Here is a 17,836-nt window from a genome sequence, read left to right on the forward strand (position 1 = left end):
GGTGAGGTCTGCGGCGAACCCGCGCAGCCGGCTGGCGGCCGCCGCCAGCGCCGACCGGGCGGCGTCCAGCGCCTCGAGGTCGACGTCGCCCGCCCCGGGGTGGGGGTCACCGCACGAGCCGGGTGCCGCCGGATCCGTCGTGGACGACACGGACGGGGCGGTGGTCACGCCGGCGCGCCCGCGCCGGACGACGCACCGGCGGCACGGACGACCTCGTCGGCGAGGGCCGCCAGGGACGCCTCCCACGAGCGGGCGAACGTGGCGGCGCCGAGGTCGACGCACGGGGCCCAGCGGCCGCAGGCCGCGGCGATCGCCCGTGCCTGCCGGCCGAGGGGAGCGCCGAGCGCCCCCAGCCCCGCGGCGACCTCGCCGAGCGTGGCCGCGGCGACCGCCGCCTCGTGCGCGCCGTCGTCCGTCGTCCCTCGCATCGCCCACCCCTGTCGTCGTGCTGCTCGTCGCGGCAAGCACAGTCGACAAGCGATGCGCTTGTCAACTGACGGCGAGCTGCTGTGGACGACGTCGTGGCGGCGTCAGCGGTCGGGGTCGAGCCACTCCGCGAGGTGCGGCGCCTCGGCGGCGACCGTCGTCGTCGGCCCGTGACCGGTGCGCACGACCGTCTCGGCGGGCAGCGTGAGCAGGCGGTCGCGGATCGAGGCCACGATCGTCGGGAAGCTCGAGAACGAGCGGCCGGTCGCGCCCGGCCCGCCGGCGAAGAGCGTGTCGCCGGTCAGCACGGTGCCGAGCGCCGGCACGTGCAGGCAGACGGCGCCGGGCGCGTGCCCGGGCGTGTGCAGCACGTGCACCTCGACCCCGGCGACCGTCAGCACCTGGCCGTCGTGCAGCTCCTGCTCCGGCATCCGCGTGGGGTGGGTCTGGTGCCACAGCGGCAGGTCGTCCGGGTGCAGCAGCACGGGCGCACCGAAGTGGTCGGCCACCTGGGGCGCGACGCGGACGTGGTCGTCGTGCGCGTGGGTGCACACGACGGCCAGCACCTCGCGGTCGCCGACGACCTCGGCGATCGCTGCGGCGTCGTGCGGGGCGTCGACGACCAGGCACTCGTCGTCGTCCCCGATCACCCAGAGGTTGTTGTCGACGTCGAACGTCTCGCCGTCGAGCGAGAACGTCCCCGACAGGATCGCGTGGTCGATCCGGACCTCGCCGCTCACAGCACGACCACCGAGCGCAGCACCTCGCCGCGGTGCATCCGCTCGAACGCGGCCTCGACGTCGCCGAGCCCGATGGTCTCGCTGACGAACGCGTCGAGGTCGAAGCGGCCCTGGCGGTACAGGTCGACGAGCATCGGGAAGTCGCGCGAGGGCAGGCAGTCGCCGTACCACGACGACTTCAGGGCCCCGCCGCGACCGAAGAGCTCGATCATCGGTAGGGTCACCTCGAGGTCGGGCGTCGGCACGCCGACCAGCACGACGGTGCCGGCCAGGTCGCGGGCGTAGAAGGCCTGCTCGTAGGTCTCCGGGCGGCCCACCGCCTCGACGACGACGTCGGCCCCGAACCCGCCGGTCAGCTCGCGCACGGCCTCGACGACGTCGCGCTCGCGGCTGTTGACGGTGTGCGTGGCCCCGAACCCCTTGGCCCACTCGAGCTTCCGGTCGTCGACGTCGACGGCCACGATCGTGGTGGCACCGGCCAGCCGGGCGCCGGCGATGGCCGCGTCGCCCACCCCGCCGCACCCGATGACCGCGACCGAGTCGCCGCGGGTGACCCCGCCGGTGTTCACGGCGGCGCCGAAGCCGGCCATCACGCCGCAGCCCAGCAGCCCGGCCGCGGTGGCCGGCGCCTCGGGGTCGACCTTCGTGCACTGCCCGGCGTGCACCAGCGTCTTCTCGGCGAAGGCACCGATGCCGAGGGCCGGCGACAGCTCGGTGCCGTCGGTCAGCGTCATCTTCTGCGCGGCGTTGTGCGTCGCGAAGCAGTACCAGGGCCGGCCCCGGCGGCAGGCGCGGCACTGCCCGCAGACCGCGCGCCAGTTGAGGATCACGAAGTCGCCGGGCGCCACGTCGGTCACGCCCTCCCCGACGGCCTCGACGACGCCGGCCGCCTCGTGCCCGAGCAGGAACGGGTAGTCGTCGTTGATGCCGCCCTCGCGGTAGTGCAGGTCGGTGTGGCAGACGCCGCAGGCCTGCACCTGCACCACCGCCTCGCCGGGACCGGGGTCGGGCACGACGACCTCGACCAGCTCGACCGGGGCTCCCTTGCTGCGGGCGACGACGCCCTGCACCGTCTGCGGCATGCCGTGAACCTACCCCGCGACCGCCGCCGGCACCCTGTGGACGACGGACGGCGACCGCGGCGTGCCGGGTAACCTCTACGGGTGACCCTCCGCCTGTACGACACCGCTGCCCGCGAGCTGCGCGACTTCGAGTCGCTGCAGCCCGGCCACGTGGGTCTGTACATCTGCGGGCTCACCGTGCAGGGGTCGCCGCACATCGGCCACGTCCGCTTCGCGGTGGCCTTCGACGTGCTGCGGCGCTGGCTCGAGCGCGGCCACGGGTACGACGTGACGCTCGTGCGCAACGTGACCGACGTCGACGACAAGATCCTCGCGAAGTCGGCCGAGGCCGGGCGCCCGTGGTGGGCGTGGGCGCAGGTGTTCGAGCGCGAGACCGAGGCGGCGCTCGACGCGCTGGGCGTGCTGCCGCCGACCGTCGCGCCGCGGGCGACCGGGCACGTGCCCGACATGCTCGAGCTGATGACGGCGCTGGTCGAGGGCGGCCACGCCTACCCGGCGGGCGACGGCGACGTCTACTTCGACGTCCGGTCGTGGCCGGCGTACGGCGAGCTGACCCACCAGCAGCTCGACGACATGGAGCCCGCCGCCGACGCCGACCCGCGCGGCAAGCGCGACCCACGCGACTTCGCGCTGTGGAAGGGCGCCAAGCCGGGCGAGCCCGAGACGGCCTCGTGGTCGACGCCGTACGGCCGCGGCCGACCGGGCTGGCACCTCGAGTGCTCCGCGATGGCCCGCCGCTACCTCGGCGACACCTTCGACATCCACGGCGGGGGCGTCGACCTGCGCTTCCCGCACCACGAGAACGAGCAGGCGCAGTCGCGCGCGGCCGGTCTCGGCTTCGCCCGGTACTGGCTGCACAACGCCTGGGTCACCGTCGGCGGCGAGAAGATGAGCAAGTCGCTCGGCAACTCGCTCGTCGTGGCGAACGTGCTGCGCACCGTGCGGCCGCTGGTGCTGCGCTACTACCTCGGCGCCGCGCACTACCGGTCGACGATCGAGTACCGCCCCGAGTCGCTGCAGGAGGCGCAGGCGGCGGTCGAGCGCATCGAGGGCTTCCTGCTGCGCGCCGGGCAGCCCGAGGGCACGGTGCTCGAGGCGACGTGGCCCAAGGCGTTCGCGCAGGCCCTCGACGACGACCTCAACGTCTCCCAGGCCCTCGCCGTGGTCCACGAGACCGTCCGGGCCGGCAACACCGCGCTCGACGAGGACGACGACGTCGCGGTGCGCGAGGCGTTTCGTCAGGTGGTGGCGATGACCGACGTGCTCGGCATCAACCCGCTCGACGAGATCTGGTCGGTCGCCGCCGGCGCGGTCGACACCCGGGCCGCCGACGCGCTCGAGGCGCTGGTCGCCGCCGAGCTCGACACCCGCCAGCAGGCCCGTGCGGCCCGCGACTTCGCCACCGCCGACGCGGTGCGCGACCGGCTCGCCGCCGCCGGCGTCGTGGTCGAGGACACCCCGGACGGCGCGCGCTGGTCGCTCGCCCGGTCCGAGCCACGAGAGGACGACTGATGCCAGGGAACTCCGAGCGCCGCGGCGCCACCCGCAAGGGGGCCTCGCGCAAGGGCCCGACCGTCGGCAGCGGCGGCCAGCAGCGCAAGGGCCTGCAGGGCAAGGGGCCCACGCCGAAGGCGGCCGATCGCGACAAGCACATCGCGGCGAAGAAGCGCCGGGCCGGCGAGCGGCGCGACGCCGCGCTGTCGAAGGGCGGCCGGGCACCGGCCCGCACCGGCGGGTCGGGCTACCGCCCGCCGCAGCGCACCGGCAAGCCGAAGGCCACCAGCGAGATCGTCGCCGGCCGCAACAGCGTCGTCGAGGCGCTGCGCGCCGAGGTGCCGGTCACCACGATGTACGTCGCGAGCCGCATCGACCACGACGACCGGGTGCGCGAGGCGCTGAAGACGGCGCAGCAGCGCGGCATCCCGCTGCTCGAGACCCCGCGCGGCGAGCTCGACCGGCTCACCGACGGCGCCATCCACCAGGGCCTCGCGGTGCAGGTGCCGCCGTACTCCTACGCGCACCCGAGCGACCTGGTCGAGGCCGCGGTCGACGCGGGGCAGGCACCGCTGATCGTCGCGCTCGACGGCATCACCGACCCGCGCAACCTCGGCGCCGTCGTCCGGTCGGCGGCCGCGTTCGGCGGGCACGGCGTGATCGTGCCCGAGCGCCGGGCGGCCGGCATGACCGCCAGCGCCTGGAAGACGTCGGCAGGTGCCGCCGCGCGGCTGCCCGTCGCCCGGGCCGTCAACCTGACGCGCGCGCTCGAGCAGCTCAAGCAGGACGGTTGCTTCGTGATCGGCCTCGACATGGACGGCGAGGTCGAGCTGCCGCAGCTGACGATGGCCCACGACCCGCTGGTGATCGTGGTCGGCAGCGAGGGCAAGGGCCTGTCGCGCCTGGTCCGCGAGACCTGCGACGTCATCGTCTCGATCCCCATGCACGCCGCGACCGAGTCGCTGAACGCCGGCATCGCCGCCGGCGTCACGCTCTACGAGGTGGCCCGACGCCGTCAGCACGGCGGGAGCTGACGGCGCTGCCGGTCCAGCCGCTCGCGCCGGCCGGCACGTACCGGCTGCGGCGCACCCTGCACGACCGGCTGCTCGGCGCCGACGGCACCGCAGGCGGCGAGGCGCGGTTCTCGACCGTCGGCGACGACGTGCGCTGGGCCGAGAGCGGCCGGTTCACCTGGCTCGGCGCCGAGCGGCCGTTCCGTCGGGTGCTGTGGCTGCGGGCGACCGCGGACGGCTGGTGCGTCGAGTTCGAGGACGGCCGCCCGTTCCACGACTGGGCGCCGGGCGCCTGGGCCGAGCACCGGTGCGGCGCGGACCTGTACCGCGGCCTCGTCGACGCGACCGCCACCGGCTTCGCGGTGACCTGGCACGCCCGAGGACCGGCCAAGGACTACACCTCGACCACGACGTACGAGCGGGTGCCCGACCCGCGCTGACCGTGCCGGCCGCCGCGGGCCATCTCGCGCGGGCTACTGCTGGGTGCGGGTGCCGCCCGGGCTCGCGTCGACGACGGGCAGGGCCTGGGTGTCGACGCCGAGCACGGCGGCCTCGTCGGGCTTGGTCGGCAGCACCGTGGCGACGTAGTCGGCGACGACCTCGGGCAGCGGGACGTCCCAGCCGCGGCGCTCCGACAGGTACCAGCGGTGCTCCAGCACCTCGTGGAACACCTCCGCGGGCTCCAGCTTCGAGCCGAGCTGGCGGGGCACCGCGTGCACGACGGCCTCGAAGACGTGCGCCAGCCAGTCGTGGGCGACGAGCTCCTCGCTGTCGCCCTGCCGGTCGGTCGCCGCGCGGTACGAGTCGAGGTCGTTGAGCAGCCGGCGGGCCTGGTTCTCGCCGACGTCGAGGCCGGTGAGCCGCAGCAGGCGTCGCGAGTGGTGGCCGGCGTCGACGACCTTCGGCTGGATCTGCACCGACGCGCCGCCGATGTCGGTCGAGATCGACAGCTCGTCGACGTCGAAGCCGAGGTCGTTCAGGCGGCGGATGCGGGCGTCGACCCGCCACCGCTCACCCTGCTCGAACGACTCGGGCTCGGTCAGCGCGGCCCACAGCGGGCGGTACCGGGCGATGATCTGCTCGCTGACGTCGACGGCGTCGGCCTCGTCGTCCATCAACCCGCCGGCCTGCAGGTCCATCAGCTCGCCGGCGATGTTCACCCGGGCCAGCTCGAGGTCGTGCTCGCGCTGGCCGTCGCTCAGCGTCTCGTGCAGCTCGCCGGTCTCGGCGTCGACCAGGTAGGCGGCGAACGCGCCGGCGTCGCGGCGGAACAGGGTGTTCGACAACGAGCAGTCGCCCCAGTAGAAGCCCGCCAGGTGCAGCCGCACGAGCAGCGCGGCGAGGGCGTCGATGAGCCGGTCGGCGGTGTCGGGCCGCAGCGTCTGGCTGAACAGCGCGCGGTACGGCAGCGAGAACTGCAGGTGCCGGGTGACCAGCGACGGGTCGAGCGGCGCGCCGTCCGCGTCGAGGCGGCCGGTCACCACCGCGAGCGGCTCGACGCTCGGCACGTCGAGCCGGTTCAGCAGCCGCAGCAGGGCGTACTCACGGCGGGCGAGGTCCTCGCCGATCTCCTTGATCGCCACGACGTTGCCCGACAGCCGCGCGAAGCGGACGACGTGCCGCGAGATGCCGCGCGGGAGCGCGGCGAGCGTGCGCTCGGGCCAGTCCTCGAGCGGCAGCTGCCACGGCAGGTCGAGCAGGGCGGGGTCGGGTGCGGCCGCGGTGATCTGCAGCTGCTGCGTCGGGACCGTCGTCACGGCGATCATCCTCCCACCACGCACGCGGCCCCCGGTCCTGTGCAGGACCGGGGGCCGACGTGCCGTGCCGTGCGGTCAGGCGCCGAGGCGCTCGCCGCTCGTCTTGTCGAACAGGTGCACGTGCCCGACCTCGGGGATCAGGTGCACGGTCTCGCCCTTCTGCGGGGGACGGCGGCCGTCGACCCGGGCGATGATCGGCTTGTCGGCCCCACCGGTGGGGGTCGAGCCGTAGATGTACGCGTCGGCGCCGAGCTCCTCGACGACCTCGACGGTGACGGGCAGGCCCGCGCCGGTCGGGTCGACCTTGAGGTCCTCGGGACGCACGCCGATCGTGACGGTCGAGTTCTTCGTGGCGCCGAGCAGCGACCGCTCGATCGGCAGCACGCTGTCGCCGAGCGAGACGCCGCCGTCGGTGAGCTGCGAGTCGAGCAGGTTCATCGCGGGCGAGCCGATGAAGCCGGCCACGAACACGTTGTCCGGGTGGTCGTACATGCGGCGCGGGGTGTCGCACTGCTGCAGCAGGCCGTCCTTGAGCACCGCGACGCGGTCGCCCATCGTCATGGCCTCGACCTGGTCGTGGGTGACGTAGACGGTGGTGATGCCGAGTCGGCGCTGCAGCGAGGCGATCTGGGTGCGGGTCTGCACGCGCAGCTTGGCGTCGAGGTTCGACAGCGGCTCGTCCATGAGGAACACCTGCGGCTGGCGGACGATCGCCCGGCCCATCGCGACGCGCTGGCGCTGACCGCCGGAGAGCGCCTTCGGCTTGCGCTCGAGGTACTGCTCGAGGTCGAGGATCTTGGCGGCCTCCTCGACGCGCTTGCGGATCTCCGACTTCTCGACGCCGGCGATCTTCAGGGCGAAGCCCATGTTGTCGGCGACGCTCATGTGCGGGTACAGCGCGTAGTTCTGGAAGACCATCGCGATGTCGCGGTCCTTCGGCGCCTCGTTGGTGACGTCGCGGTCACCGATGAGGATGCGGCCGGAGTTGACGTCCTCGAGACCCGCGAGCATCCGCAGGGAGGTGGTCTTGCCGCAGCCGGAGGGGCCGACGAGGACGAGGAACTCGCCGTCCTCGATCTGGAGGTCGAGGGCGTCCACGGCGGGCTTGTCGCCCCCGGGGTACACGCGCGTCGCCTTGTCGTACGTGACAGTGGCCATGACGAGTCGATCCCTTCACCGGCAGGTACGTGCCGGACGATCCGAGTGAAAGGTGCCGTCGTACGGGATGGCCCGCACGACGTCGTGCTGGCCGAACTGTAGCCGGTCGCCCGCTCGGCCGGCAGAGGGGCGGCTATGGTCCGGGCATGCGCGCACGCCTGGCCGACATCGCGGAGCAGGCGGGGGTCAGCGAGGCGACCGTCAGCCGGGTGCTGAACGCGAAACCCGGCGTCGCCGACGCGACCCGGCAGGCGGTGCTGACGGCGCTCGACGTGCTGGGCTACGAGCGGCCCAGCCGGTTGCGCCGCAAGAGCGCCGGTCTCGTCGGGCTGATCGTGCCCGAGCTGACCAACCCGATCTTCCCGGCGTTCGCCCAGGCGATCGAGACGTCGCTGGCCCGGCACGGGTACACGCCGGTGCTGTGCACGCAGACGCCCGGCGGCGTCCACGAGGACGACTACACGCAGATGCTGCTCGAGCGCAGCGTCAGCGGCATCGTGTTCGTGTCGGGGTTGCACGCCGACACGCTGGCCGACCACGAGCGGTACCGGGCGCTCCTGGCCCGCGGGCTGCCGATCGTGCTGGTCAACGGCTACGCGGACGACGTCGAGGCGCCGTGCGTCTCGTGCGACGACCAGGCCGCCGCGAGGCTCGCCGTCGCGCACCTGGTCTCGTTGGGGCACACCAGGATCGGGCTGGCGGTGGGGCCCGACCGCTTCGTGCCCGCCGTCCGCAAGATCGCCGGGTTCCGCCAGGCGATGGCCTCGCTGGTGCCCGGCGGCGGCGACCCGTGCATCGAGCGGTCGTTGTTCAGCGTCGAGGGTGGGCAGGCGGCAGCGGTGCGGCTGATCGCGCGCGGCTGCACGGCCGTGGTCTGCGGCTCCGACCTGATGGCGCTCGGTGCGGTGCGCGCCGCCCGCGAGCTCGGCCTGTCGGTGCCCGGCGACGTGTCGGTGGTCGGCTACGACGACTCGCTGCTGCTCGGGTTCACCGACCCGCCGCTGACCACCCTGCGCCAGTCCGTCGACGGCATGGGCGAGGCGGCGGTGCGCGCGCTGGTCGACGAGATCACCGGCCAGCCCGCACCGCGTGCCGAGTACCTGTTCCGCCCCGAGCTCGTCGTCCGCGGCTCGACCGGCCCCGCCCCCCGCTGACCGACTCGGCGTGGGGTGGGCGCTCAGGTGGCGGCGGCGATGGCGGCGACGGGTGGGGTGCGGGCGGCGCGGCGGGCGGGCAGCACCGAGGCGAGCATGCCGGCCGCGGTGGCGACGGCGACGCCGAGCAGCAGCTGCCCCCACGGCAGCACCGCGTGGACGTCGCCGAGCGGGCCGAGCGCCGCAGCGGTGCCCGCGACGCCGTACGCCGCGCCGAGCGCGAGACCCAGCACCGAGGCGGTGCCCGACACGAGCGCGGCCTCCCACAGCAGCATCCGGTGCAGGCCGCGCCGGGGCAGGCCGAGCGCGCGCAGCAGCCCCGACTCCTGCTGCCGCTCCCACACCGAGAGCGCCAGCGTGTTGCCGACGCCGACCAGCGCGATGAGCACCGCGACGCCGAGCAGCGCCGTGACCGCGATCAGCAGGCCGTCGAGCACCGAGTCGAGCGCATCGCGCTCCATGGCGGGGCTCATGACCTGCGCGTCGGACGCCGCGGCGAGGGCGGTGCGCGACACGGTGCGCGACACCGCGTCGGTGTCGGTCAGACCGCCGTCGAGCCGCACCCACAGCGCGCGCGCGGATGCTGCGGGTGCCAGCCGGTGCAGGTCGGACGGCGCGAGCAGCAGGTCGGCGGCGTCGTCGTCCGAGCGCACGAGCACCTGCACCCGTCGGTCGCCGACGTGCAGCGTGACGCGGTCGCCGGGGTCGGCGTCCCAGGTCGACAGCAGCCACGGCGGTGCGACGGCCGTGCCCGCGGCCGGCACCTGCACCACCTGGTCGCGCAGCACGGGGTCGGCCGCGTGGTCGACGGCGACGGCGCGCACCGGCTCGCCGCGCGGCCCGGTCACCCGGGCGCCCGGCAGCGCGGCCACCCGGGCGACGCCGTCGAGGCTCTCGATCCGTGCCGGCAGCGTGGGCGGCAGGTCGGTGTCGGCGGTGACGACGACGTCGGTCGGGAAGCGTCCGTCGAGGGCGGCCTGCGTGGTCGCCCGGGTCGACGCGACGCCGACCAGCGCCATGCTGACCAGCGTCACGCCGACGAGCAGCGCCGTCGTGGTGGCGGCGGTGCGCCGCGGGTTGCGCACCGAGTTGCCGGCCGCCAGCGTCGCCGGCACCCCGCCGAGCCGGCGCGCCAGCCGACCGGCCAGCCCGACGACCGGCGGCACGAACAGCTGGCCGAGGAGCACGATCGCCACGAAGCTCAGCGCCCCGCCGGCCATGGCCACGAGCAGCAGCGACGTGAACGTGCCGAGCAGCAGCACCAGCACGCCGGCGGCCAGCGCGAGCGACCCCAGCACCGTGCGGACGACGCCGGGCCGGCTGCGCACGGACGCCGTCGCGAGCGGGCGCAGGGCGGCGAGCGCCCGCACCCGGGTGGCGGCGCGGGCGGGGACGGCGGCGGCCGCGACGTCCGTCACCACCCCGACCACCAGGCCGGCCACGACGGCGTACGGCGGCACCGAGAGCTCGGTCAGCGGCAGCGGCGACCCCAGCCGGCCGACCACGAACGAGGCGACCGCCGCCAGGGCGACGCCGACCGCGGCGCCGAGGGCGGAGGCGACCAGGCCCACCACGAACGCCTCGGTCAGCACGGTGCGCCGCACCTGCCGCGACGTCGCCCCGATGCACCGCAGCAGGGCGAGCTCGCGGGTGCGCTGCGCCAGCAGCACGCCGAACGTGTTCGCGATGACCAGCCCGGCGACCACGACGGCCAGCCCGGCGAACGACAGCAGCACGGCGGTCAGGCCGACCGTGCCCCCGGTCAGCATCCGCACCTGCGTCGCAACCTGCCGCTCACCGGTGACGACCGTGGCGTCGGCCCCCGCCGCGGCGCGCACCGCCGAGCGCACCGCGTCCGGGTCGGCGCCGGCCGCCGGTCGCAGCCGCAGCTGCGAGGTCTCGGCACCGCCGAGCGCACGCACCTGCGCGTCGGTGGCGAACAGCGACGGCCCCCCTGCGGCCGTCGGGTCGCCGTGCAGGTCGACGAGGCCGACGACCCGGACGTCGGTGCCCGGCCCGGCTGCCGCGTCCCCGGCGCCGGTGAGGTGCAGCCGGTCGCCGACGCGCACCCCGTGACCATCCGACGCGGCGACCTCGCCCGCGCCGGTGGGCAGGCGGCCGCTGGTCACGTCCTGCCACGCCAGCCCCGCGTCCGCAGCGACCGAGCGGATCGCGACCTGGTCGTCGACCCCGCGACCGCGGGCCGCGACCTCCACCTCGCGGTCGGGTACGGCGGCGACGACGCCAGGCACCCGCGCGACCCGCGGCAGCGCGGCGTCCAGCCCGTCGCCGGTCACCACCAGGTCGGTGTGCTGGTACTGCGCGGCGACGGCCCGCTCGACCGTGGCGGTCGTCGTGGCGTTCACCACCAGCGTGGCCACCACGAACGCCACCGCGATCACGACGGCGACCGTCGCCGACAGGGTGCGCCGCCCCTGGTGCCGCAGCTGGGCGAGCGTCGTCCGCAGCACGTCAGGCCCCCAGCCGGCTGAGCGCCTGCAGCACCGAGTCGGCGGTCGGCTCGTGCAGCTCGCCGGCGACGCGCCCGTCGGCCAGCAGCACCACGCGGTCGGCGTACGCCGCGGCCACCGGGTCGTGGGTGACCATGATGACCGTCTGCTGCACCTCGCGGGTGCTGGCCCGCAGCATCGACAGCACCTGCGCGCCCGATCGCGAGTCGAGGTTGCCGGTGGGCTCGTCGGCGAACACCACGTCGGGCCGCGAGAGCAGCGCACGGGCGATCGCCACCCGCTGCTGCTGGCCGCCCGACAGCTGCGAGGGCAGGTGCGACAGGCGGTCCGCGATGCCCAGGCGCGTCACGACGTCGTCGAACCACGCGCGGTCGACCCGGCGTCCGGCCATCGTCGAGGGCAGCTCGATGTTGGCGCGCGCGTCGAGCACCGGCAGCAGGTTGAACGCCTGGAAGACGAACCCGACGTGGTCGCGACGCAGCCGGGTGAGCTCGTCGTCGCGCAGGCCGGTGAGCTGCCGTCCACCGACCCACACGACGCCGGACGTCGGCTCGTCGAGACCGGCGAGGCAGTGCACCAGCGTCGACTTGCCGGAGCCCGACGGCCCCATCACGGCGGTGAACGTGCCGCGGTGCACGTCGAGGTCGGCGTGCTCGAGCGCGGTGACGGCGGTGCTGCCGGTGCCGTGCACCTTGCGCAGCGCGGTGGCGCGGACGGCGACCGACGCGGGTGGGATCGTCTGCGGGACAACGGGTTCGAGGGTGCGGCTGCGCGGCACGAGAGGCTCCGGTCGACGTCGGGAGGGTGACGTCGTCGACGCTAGGAGCGGTCGACGTCGTCGGGCGTCGGCCTGCGGGACGGTCTGCCGCCGGCGCGGTGTCGTCCTGCAGGACGACCTCGCGTCAGGACGTCGCGTCGCGCAGCAGGTCGTCGGCGCCGACCAGGCCGCAGCGGAACGCCAGCACGACGGCCTGCACGCGGTCGCGGCTGCCGGTCTTGGCCAGCACCCGTCCGACGTGCGTCTTGACGGTGGTCTCGCTGACGACGAGGCGCTGCGCGATCTCCTGGTTGCTCGCGCCGTACGTCATGAGCACCAGCACCTCGCGCTCGCGGGCGGTCAGCCGGTCGACGAGCGCTCGTCCCGCAGGGTCCGTGGGAGCGCTCTCACCGCGGGCGGCGGCGGTACCGGCCGAGAGCAGCGGCCCGACGTGACGCAGCAGCGCCGACGTGGCCCGGGCGGCGATCACCGCGTCGCCGCCGTGCACGGTTCGGATGGCGGCGAGCAGGTCCTCGGGCTCGGCGTCCTTCAGCAGGAAGCCGCTCGCCCCGCCCGCGATCGCCTGCACGACGTAGTCGTCCATCGCGAACGTCGTGAGCACGACGACGCGGGGTGGGTCGGGGAGCGCCAGCACCAGCGGCGTGGCCTGCAGGCCGTCGAGGACGGGCATCCGCACGTCCATGAGCACGACGTCGGCGCGGTCCTGCGGTGACAGGGCGGCCAGCGCCTCGACCGCCTGCTGGCCGTCGCCCGCCTCGGCCACCACCCGCAGGTCCGGCTGCGAGTCGATCACCATGCGGAAGCCGGCCCGCACCAACGCCTGGTCGTCGACCAGCGCCACGCGGATCGTCATGCCGGTGCCAGCCCGCGGTCGGGGAAGCGCGCCCGGACGACGAACCCACCGGTCGCCCGCGGCTCGGCGACCACCGTGCCGCCGACGAGCGCGACCCGCTCGCGCATGCCGGTCAGGCCGTGACCCGCTCCGCCGGCCGGCGCACCCGCGCCGCGCCCGTCGTCCGCCACCTCGAGGTCGAGCGAGCCGCCGCGCCAGCGCATCCGCACGCACACCGAGGCAGCCGGCCCGGCGTGCTTCAGCACGTTCGTCAGCGCCTCCTGCACGACGCGGTAGACGGCCAGCTCGGCGGTCGGCGTCATGGGTGCGGCCGACCCGTCGACGTCGAGGGTCACCGGCAGCCCACCGGCCCGGACGTCGGCGAGCAGCGCCGGCAGGTCGGCGAGCCCCGGCTGCGGCGCGACGTCCGGGCCGCCCTCGCGCAGCACGCCGAGCAGGCCCCGCATGTCGCGCAGCGCCTGCCGCGAGGTGACGCCGATGGTCTCCAGCGCGGTGGTCGCGGCCGCCGGGTCGGTGCGGGCGGCGTACCGACCGCCGTCGGCCTGGGCGACGACCACGGCGAGGGAGTGGGCGACCACGTCGTGCAGCTCGCGGGCGATGCGCGCCCGCTCGGCCGCGGCCACCAGCTGGGCCTGCTGCCCGCGTTCGAGCTCGAGCATCTGCGCCCGCTCGACCAGCCGCGCCTCGGTGAGCAGCCGCTGCCGACGCAGGTGCCCGAGCGCCCACGAGGCCAGCACCAGCAGGGCGATCGACGCCGCCGAGAACGAGACCGCCTGCGGCGACAGCGCCCCGCCGTCGATCGTCGTGAACCGGCCGGCTCCGAGCACGGAGGCGACCAGGCCGACGGCGAGGCCCGCCCGCCCGGCCCACCGCGGTCCGTAGGCGGCCAGCGCGTGCACGGTCACCGGCACCCCGACCAGGCCGAAGGGCACCGCGCGGCCGGGCAGGAACAGCAGCACCAGCCCGGCGGCCACGACGACCGCGAACGTCACCAGCGGCGCCCGACGGCGCAGCGCGAGCGGCAGCGTGAGCCCCGCCCCGGTCAGCGCCACCGCGACGTCCGGCAGCGGCGACAGCGTCGCGATCAGCCCGAGCACGAGGGCGACGCCGGTGTCGACCGCCGTGGGGTGCGCCCGCAGCCGCACCTGGGCCCGAGGGAGCCACGGTCTGCGCGCCACGTCGTGCAGCCTAGGCGCGCGCCCCGGCCCCGGCGTCCTCCTCGGGTGCGATCTCGGCGGTGCCTCAGGCGTCGTCGGCGAGCAGGTCGCGCAGGGTGCGCAGCAGGAGGCGGACGGCGGCCGGGTCGGCGACGCGGACGCGTGCAGCGGTGTCGCCGGGCCCGACCTTGATGCCCAGGTCGTCGGGGCCGAGCGTCGTGAACACGGTCTCGTCGGTGCGGTCGTCGCCGGCGTAGAGCACCGCGGCGGCGTGGTGCGCCTCGCGCAGGGTGCGCACCGCGGCGCCCTTGCTGGCCTCGGTCACCGACACCTCGACGACGTCCTTGCCCTGCATCACGTGGACGCCGGGCAGCCCCGACATCGCCTGCAGCGCCTCGGACGTCGCGGCGCGGGCGTGGCCGGCCTCGACCACGCGGGTGTGCAGCACGCCGGCGCTCGGCTTGTGCTCGACGCGCGCACCGGGGTGCTCGGTGGCGACCTGCTCGAGGCCGTCGACCACCTGCTGCAGCAGCGCACGCTCGCCGTCGTCGAGCCCGGGGTGCTCGCCGTCGATCTCGGCGCCGTGGCTGCCGACGAGCAGCGCGTGCTCGCCGAGCCCGCTCACCGCGGCCAGGCTGGCCCGGGCGCGGCCGGAGACCAGCGCCAGCACGACGTCGTCGCGGTCGGCGAGGTCGCGCAGGATCTGCGTGGTGCCGGCGAGCGGCCGGGCGTCCTCGGGCACGTCGACGATCGGCGACAGCACGCCGTCGAAGTCGAGCGCCACGAGCAGCGGACGGTGCCGGGCGAGCTCGGTGAGCGCACCGCGGACGGCGGGGTCGAGGTCGCTCACGCGGGCCTCCCCGGTGCGACGACGAGCGCCGCCAGGAAGTCGTCGGCCCAGCGCTGCACGTCGTGCTCGCGCACCCGGCGGCGCAGCGCCCGCATGCGGCGGCGCTTCTCGCGCGGGTCGGCGTCGAGGGCCGCGCGGATCGTGGTCTTCAGCCCGTCGATGTCGTGCGGGTTGCACAGGAACGCGCGGTCGAGCTCGCCGGACGCGCCGGTGAACTCCGACAGCACGAGCGCGCCGCCCTCGTCGTACCGGCAGGCGACGTACTCCTTGGCAACCAGGTTCATGCCGTCGCGCAGCGGCGTCACCAGCATGACGTCGGCCGCCAGGTACAGCGCCGCCATCTCGGCCCGGTCGAAGGACTGGTGCAGGTAGTGGATCGCCGGGGAGCCGATCGCGCCGTGGTCGCCGTTGGCCCGGCCGACCGTCAGCTCGACCTGCTCGCGCAGCAGCCGGTAGGCGGTGACGCGCTCGCGGCTCGGCGTCGCGACCTGCACGAGCACCGTCCCCGGCGGCTTCAGCACGCCGTCGGCGAGCAGCTCCTCGTACGCCTTGAGGCGGTGCCGGATGCCCTTGGTGTAGTCGAGCCGGTCGACGCCGAGCAGCAGCCGCTCGGGGTCGCCGAGGTCGTGCCGGATCTGCCGGGCCCGCTCGACGACCGCGGGCGTGCGCGCCAGCTCCTCGAGCGAGCGCTCGTCGATCGAGATGGGGAACGCGGCGGCGCGCACCGTGCGGGTGCCCTCGCCGGTCGGGTCGGGCACGGTGACGGTGTCGCCGCGGGTGGGCAGCGCCAGCAGCCGGCGGCACACCCGCAGGAAGTTCTCGGCGTCGGCCCGCCGCTGGAACCCGAGCAGGTCGGCGCCCAGCAGCCCCTGCACGACCGCCCGCCGCCACGGCAGCTGGGCGAACAGCTCGACCGAGGGGAACGGGATGTGGTTGAACCAGCCGATGCGGACGTCGGGCCGCAGCTCGCGCAGCATCTGCGGCACCAGCTGCAGCTGGTAGTCGTGCACCCACACGGTCGCGTCCGGTGCGGCCAGGTCGGCGGCGGCCTGCGCGAACCGCTGGTTCACCCGGCGGTAGCCCTCGTACCAGCTGCGGCGGTAGCGCGGGGCGACGATCACGTCGTGGTAGAGCGGCCACAGGGTGTCGTTGCTGAAGCCCTCGTAGTGGTCGGCGACCTCCTCGGCGGTCAGCCCGACGGCGTGCAGGTGCATCCCGCCGTCGTCGAACGGCTCGGGCGCCTCGCCCGGGTCACCGGACCACCCCACCCAGGCGCCCTCGCGCCCGGTCATCACCGACTCCATCGCGGTCACCAGGCCGCCGGGGCTCTGCTGCCAGTGCACCGTGCCGTCGTCGTCGACCACGCGGTCGACGGGCAGCCGGTTCGCCACCACCACCAGGTCGTAGCCGTCGCCGTCCTCGTCCTCGGTCATCGGGACCAACCCTAGAGGGGTGCGCGCACCCTGTCGTGCCGGTGCGCGCGGCGCTAGCGTGGTGCGGCACCCGGGCACAGCGGCGTGCCCGCGCACGAGGGGCGGCACCATGCGCATCGCGGACGTCATCAGGCGCAAGGGCGACGACGTCGTCACCATCACCCCCGACGGCACGGTCGAGCGGCTGCTCGCCCTGCTCGCCGAGCACCGCATCGGGGCGCTCGTCGTCTCGGTGGACGGCACGTCGGTGGCCGGGATCGTCAGCGAGCGCGACGTCGTCCGCGCCCTGCACGAGCACGGCCCGGCGGTGCTCGAGCGCACCGTCGGCGAGCTCATGACGGCCGAGGTCACCACCGCCTCGCCGGACGACGACGTCGAGCACCTCATGCGCACCATGACCGAGGGCCGCTTCCGGCACGTGCCCGTGGTCGAGGACGGCCGGCTCGTCGGCATCGCCAGCATCGGCGACGTCGTGAAGCACCGCATCGACGACCTGCAGCTCGAGCGCGACCAGCTCGTGCGCTACGTCAACGGCTGAGCCCTTTCCGCGGCTCAGCCCGGTCTGCGCACGTCAGCCCGCTCGTGCGGGCACCAGGAGCGGGCTACGGTGCGCAGAGGCCGGTGGTCGTCGGCTCCCTGGGCCGCGCAGGTCGCTGCCGTACCGTCGTGCGCATGACGGGGGACGACGCGCGGCTGGGGCCGTACCGCCTGCGCGGGCTGCTCGGCGAGGGCGGCATGGGCGTCGTGCACCTCGGCCTCGACCAGCGCGGGCGGGCCGTCGCCATCAAGGTGCTGCGGGCGCACATCGCGCACGACCCCGACGCCCGTGCCCGGCTGGCCCGCGAGGTCGTGACGCTGCGCCGGGTGCGGCACCCGCTGGTGGCCGAGGTGCTCGACGCCGACGTCGACGGCGAGCAGCCGTACGTCGTCACCCGGTTCGTGCCCGGTCCCGGCCTCGACGCCGTGGTGCGCGAGGGCGGCCCGCTGCGACCCGACCAGCTCGTGCGCCTCGGGCGCGGGCTGACCGGTGCGCTGACCGCGATCCACGCCGCGGGGGTCGTGCACCGCGACCTCAAGCCCGGCAACGTGCTGCTGCTCGACGACGACCCGGTGGTCATCGACTTCGGGATCGCGCACGTCGCCGACGACGTCCGGCTCACGTCGGTCGGCCTGGTGATGGGCACGCCCGGGTACCTCTCGCCGGAGCTGGTCGACGGCGACGACGTGGGCACCGCCACCGACTGGTGGGGCTGGGCCGCGACGCTCGCCTACGCCGCCAGCGGCCGGGCGCCGTTCGGCCGCGGACCGATGGACGTCGTGCTCGACCGCGTGCGGCGCGGTGACAGCGACCTGACGGGCGTCGACCCGCGGCTGCGCCCGGTGCTGGCCGCCGAGCTCGCGGTCGACCCGGCTGCGCGCCCGGCCGCCCGCGAGGTGCTCGACGCGCTCGAGGGGTACGCCGACGGCGGG

At 75.2% G+C, this 17,836-nt stretch carries 17 protein-coding genes; 6 read left to right on the plus strand and 11 right to left on the minus strand.

Annotated features, from left to right (window positions below):
• Nucleotides 1–164 precede the first annotated feature (164 nt).
• The 3 genes from ACYVI6_RS14280 to ACYVI6_RS14290 form a co-directional block, all read right to left on the minus strand.
• Nucleotides 165–428, minus strand: coding sequence for a hypothetical protein (locus ACYVI6_RS14280; protein WP_284289397.1), 264 nt, complete (start codon nucleotides 426–428; stop codon nucleotides 165–167).
• Between the two features lie 102 nt (nucleotides 429–530).
• Nucleotides 531–1,166, minus strand: a complete 636-nt coding sequence (locus tag ACYVI6_RS14285) for an MBL fold metallo-hydrolase (protein ID WP_460447009.1) — start codon at nucleotides 1,164–1,166, stop codon at nucleotides 531–533.
• Nucleotides 1,163–2,248 carry an S-(hydroxymethyl)mycothiol dehydrogenase gene (locus ACYVI6_RS14290; RefSeq protein ID WP_460447010.1) on the minus strand — a complete coding sequence of 362 codons (1,086 nt, stop codon included), beginning with the start codon at nucleotides 2,246–2,248 and terminating at the stop codon, nucleotides 1,163–1,165. Before ACYVI6_RS14290 ends, ACYVI6_RS14285 begins: the two co-directional genes overlap by 4 nt.
• Before the next feature lie 81 nt (nucleotides 2,249–2,329).
• On the opposite strand from ACYVI6_RS14290, the gene cysS reads away from it, so the two are divergent.
• From cysS to ACYVI6_RS14305, 3 genes are read left to right on the plus strand one after another with little or no spacing between them, the layout of a single operon-like run.
• Nucleotides 2,330–3,760 (plus strand): cysteine--tRNA ligase, encoded by a 1,431-nt coding sequence (gene cysS, locus ACYVI6_RS14295; RefSeq protein WP_460447011.1) that lies wholly within the window; start codon nucleotides 2,330–2,332, stop codon nucleotides 3,758–3,760.
• Nucleotides 3,760–4,776 carry a 23S rRNA (guanosine(2251)-2'-O)-methyltransferase RlmB gene (gene rlmB, locus ACYVI6_RS14300; protein WP_460447012.1) on the plus strand — a complete coding sequence of 339 codons (1,017 nt, stop codon included), beginning with the start codon at nucleotides 3,760–3,762 and terminating at the stop codon, nucleotides 4,774–4,776. Before cysS ends, rlmB begins: the two co-directional genes overlap by 1 nt.
• Before the next feature lie 44 nt (nucleotides 4,777–4,820).
• The gene (locus ACYVI6_RS14305) at nucleotides 4,821–5,195 is read left to right on the plus strand and encodes a DUF6314 family protein (RefSeq protein WP_284291339.1); all 375 of its coding nucleotides are present in this window, start codon (nucleotides 4,821–4,823) and stop codon (nucleotides 5,193–5,195) included.
• A 33-nt stretch (nucleotides 5,196–5,228) separates the two neighbouring features.
• On the opposite strand, the gene ACYVI6_RS14310 is transcribed toward ACYVI6_RS14305, so the two are convergent.
• Together ACYVI6_RS14310 and ACYVI6_RS14315 are read right to left on the minus strand one after the other, a co-directional pair.
• The gene (locus ACYVI6_RS14310; protein ID WP_460447013.1) at nucleotides 5,229–6,512 is read right to left on the minus strand and encodes a DUF4032 domain-containing protein; all 1,284 of its coding nucleotides are present in this window, start codon (nucleotides 6,510–6,512) and stop codon (nucleotides 5,229–5,231) included.
• 75 nt (nucleotides 6,513–6,587) lie between these two features.
• Nucleotides 6,588–7,670: an ABC transporter ATP-binding protein gene (locus ACYVI6_RS14315; protein WP_460447014.1), complete on the minus strand. Its 1,083-nt coding sequence runs from the start codon at nucleotides 7,668–7,670 to the stop codon at nucleotides 6,588–6,590.
• A gap of 146 nt (nucleotides 7,671–7,816) precedes the next feature.
• On the opposite strand from ACYVI6_RS14315, the gene ACYVI6_RS14320 reads away from it, so the two are divergent.
• Nucleotides 7,817–8,824 carry a LacI family DNA-binding transcriptional regulator gene (locus tag ACYVI6_RS14320; RefSeq protein WP_460447015.1) on the plus strand — a complete coding sequence of 336 codons (1,008 nt, stop codon included), beginning with the start codon at nucleotides 7,817–7,819 and terminating at the stop codon, nucleotides 8,822–8,824.
• A 23-nt stretch (nucleotides 8,825–8,847) separates the two neighbouring features.
• Here ACYVI6_RS14320 and ACYVI6_RS14325 read toward each other — a convergent pair whose 3' ends face one another.
• The 6 genes from ACYVI6_RS14325 to ACYVI6_RS14350 all read right to left on the minus strand — a co-directional run bounded on the left by ACYVI6_RS14325 (nucleotide 8,848) and on the right by ACYVI6_RS14350 (nucleotide 16,366).
• Nucleotides 8,848–11,295 carry an ABC transporter permease gene (locus tag ACYVI6_RS14325; RefSeq protein ID WP_460447016.1) on the minus strand — a complete coding sequence of 816 codons (2,448 nt, stop codon included), beginning with the start codon at nucleotides 11,293–11,295 and terminating at the stop codon, nucleotides 8,848–8,850.
• A gap of 1 nt (nucleotide 11,296) precedes the next feature.
• Nucleotides 11,297–12,073, minus strand: coding sequence for an ABC transporter ATP-binding protein (locus ACYVI6_RS14330; RefSeq protein ID WP_460447017.1), 777 nt, complete (start codon nucleotides 12,071–12,073; stop codon nucleotides 11,297–11,299).
• Between the two features lie 124 nt (nucleotides 12,074–12,197).
• Nucleotides 12,198–12,926: a response regulator gene (locus ACYVI6_RS14335; protein ID WP_284291340.1), complete on the minus strand. Its 729-nt coding sequence runs from the start codon at nucleotides 12,924–12,926 to the stop codon at nucleotides 12,198–12,200.
• Complete coding sequence (locus ACYVI6_RS14340) at nucleotides 12,923–14,104, minus strand: sensor histidine kinase (protein ID WP_460447018.1); 1,182 nt, start codon at nucleotides 14,102–14,104, stop codon at nucleotides 12,923–12,925. Before ACYVI6_RS14340 ends, ACYVI6_RS14335 begins: the two co-directional genes overlap by 4 nt.
• 64 nt (nucleotides 14,105–14,168) lie before the next feature.
• Nucleotides 14,169–14,933: a trehalose-phosphatase gene (gene otsB / locus ACYVI6_RS14345; RefSeq protein WP_460447019.1), complete on the minus strand. Its 765-nt coding sequence runs from the start codon at nucleotides 14,931–14,933 to the stop codon at nucleotides 14,169–14,171.
• Entirely contained in the window at nucleotides 14,930–16,366 is a 1,437-nt protein-coding gene (locus ACYVI6_RS14350) for an alpha,alpha-trehalose-phosphate synthase (UDP-forming) (protein ID WP_460447020.1), read from the minus strand. Before ACYVI6_RS14350 ends, otsB begins: the two co-directional genes overlap by 4 nt.
• A gap of 109 nt (nucleotides 16,367–16,475) precedes the next feature.
• On the opposite strand from ACYVI6_RS14350, the gene ACYVI6_RS14355 reads away from it, so the two are divergent.
• Both ACYVI6_RS14355 and ACYVI6_RS14360 read left to right on the plus strand, forming a co-directional pair.
• On the plus strand, nucleotides 16,476–16,904 hold the full coding sequence (locus ACYVI6_RS14355; protein ID WP_460447021.1) for a CBS domain-containing protein: 429 nt from the start codon (nucleotides 16,476–16,478) through the stop codon (nucleotides 16,902–16,904).
• 134 nt (nucleotides 16,905–17,038) lie between these two features.
• On the plus strand, nucleotides 17,039–17,836 hold a 798-nt coding region (locus tag ACYVI6_RS14360), incomplete at its 3' end, for a serine/threonine-protein kinase (protein ID WP_460447022.1).

This window comes from Angustibacter aerolatus (assembly GCF_054776675.1).

Excerpts from the sequence above, each read along its gene's own strand:
- ACYVI6_RS14280 (WP_284289397.1), bottom strand. The coding sequence starts at position 428 with ATGCGAGGGACGACGGACGACGGCGCGCACGAGGCGGCGGTCGCCGCG.
- ACYVI6_RS14315 (WP_460447014.1), bottom strand. The coding sequence starts at position 7,670 with ATGGCCACTGTCACGTACGACAAGGCGACGCGCGTGTACCCCGGGGGC.
- rlmB (WP_460447012.1), top strand. The coding sequence starts at position 3,760 with ATGCCAGGGAACTCCGAGCGCCGCGGCGCCACCCGCAAGGGGGCCTCG.
- ACYVI6_RS14355 (WP_460447021.1), top strand. The coding sequence starts at position 16,476 with ATGCGCATCGCGGACGTCATCAGGCGCAAGGGCGACGACGTCGTCACC.
- ACYVI6_RS14290 (WP_460447010.1), bottom strand. The coding sequence starts at position 2,248 with ATGCCGCAGACGGTGCAGGGCGTCGTCGCCCGCAGCAAGGGAGCCCCG.
- ACYVI6_RS14320 (WP_460447015.1), top strand. The coding sequence starts at position 7,817 with ATGCGCGCACGCCTGGCCGACATCGCGGAGCAGGCGGGGGTCAGCGAG.
- ACYVI6_RS14335 (WP_284291340.1), bottom strand. The coding sequence starts at position 12,926 with ATGACGATCCGCGTGGCGCTGGTCGACGACCAGGCGTTGGTGCGGGCC.
- ACYVI6_RS14350 (WP_460447020.1), bottom strand. The coding sequence starts at position 16,366 with ATGACCGAGGACGAGGACGGCGACGGCTACGACCTGGTGGTGGTGGCG.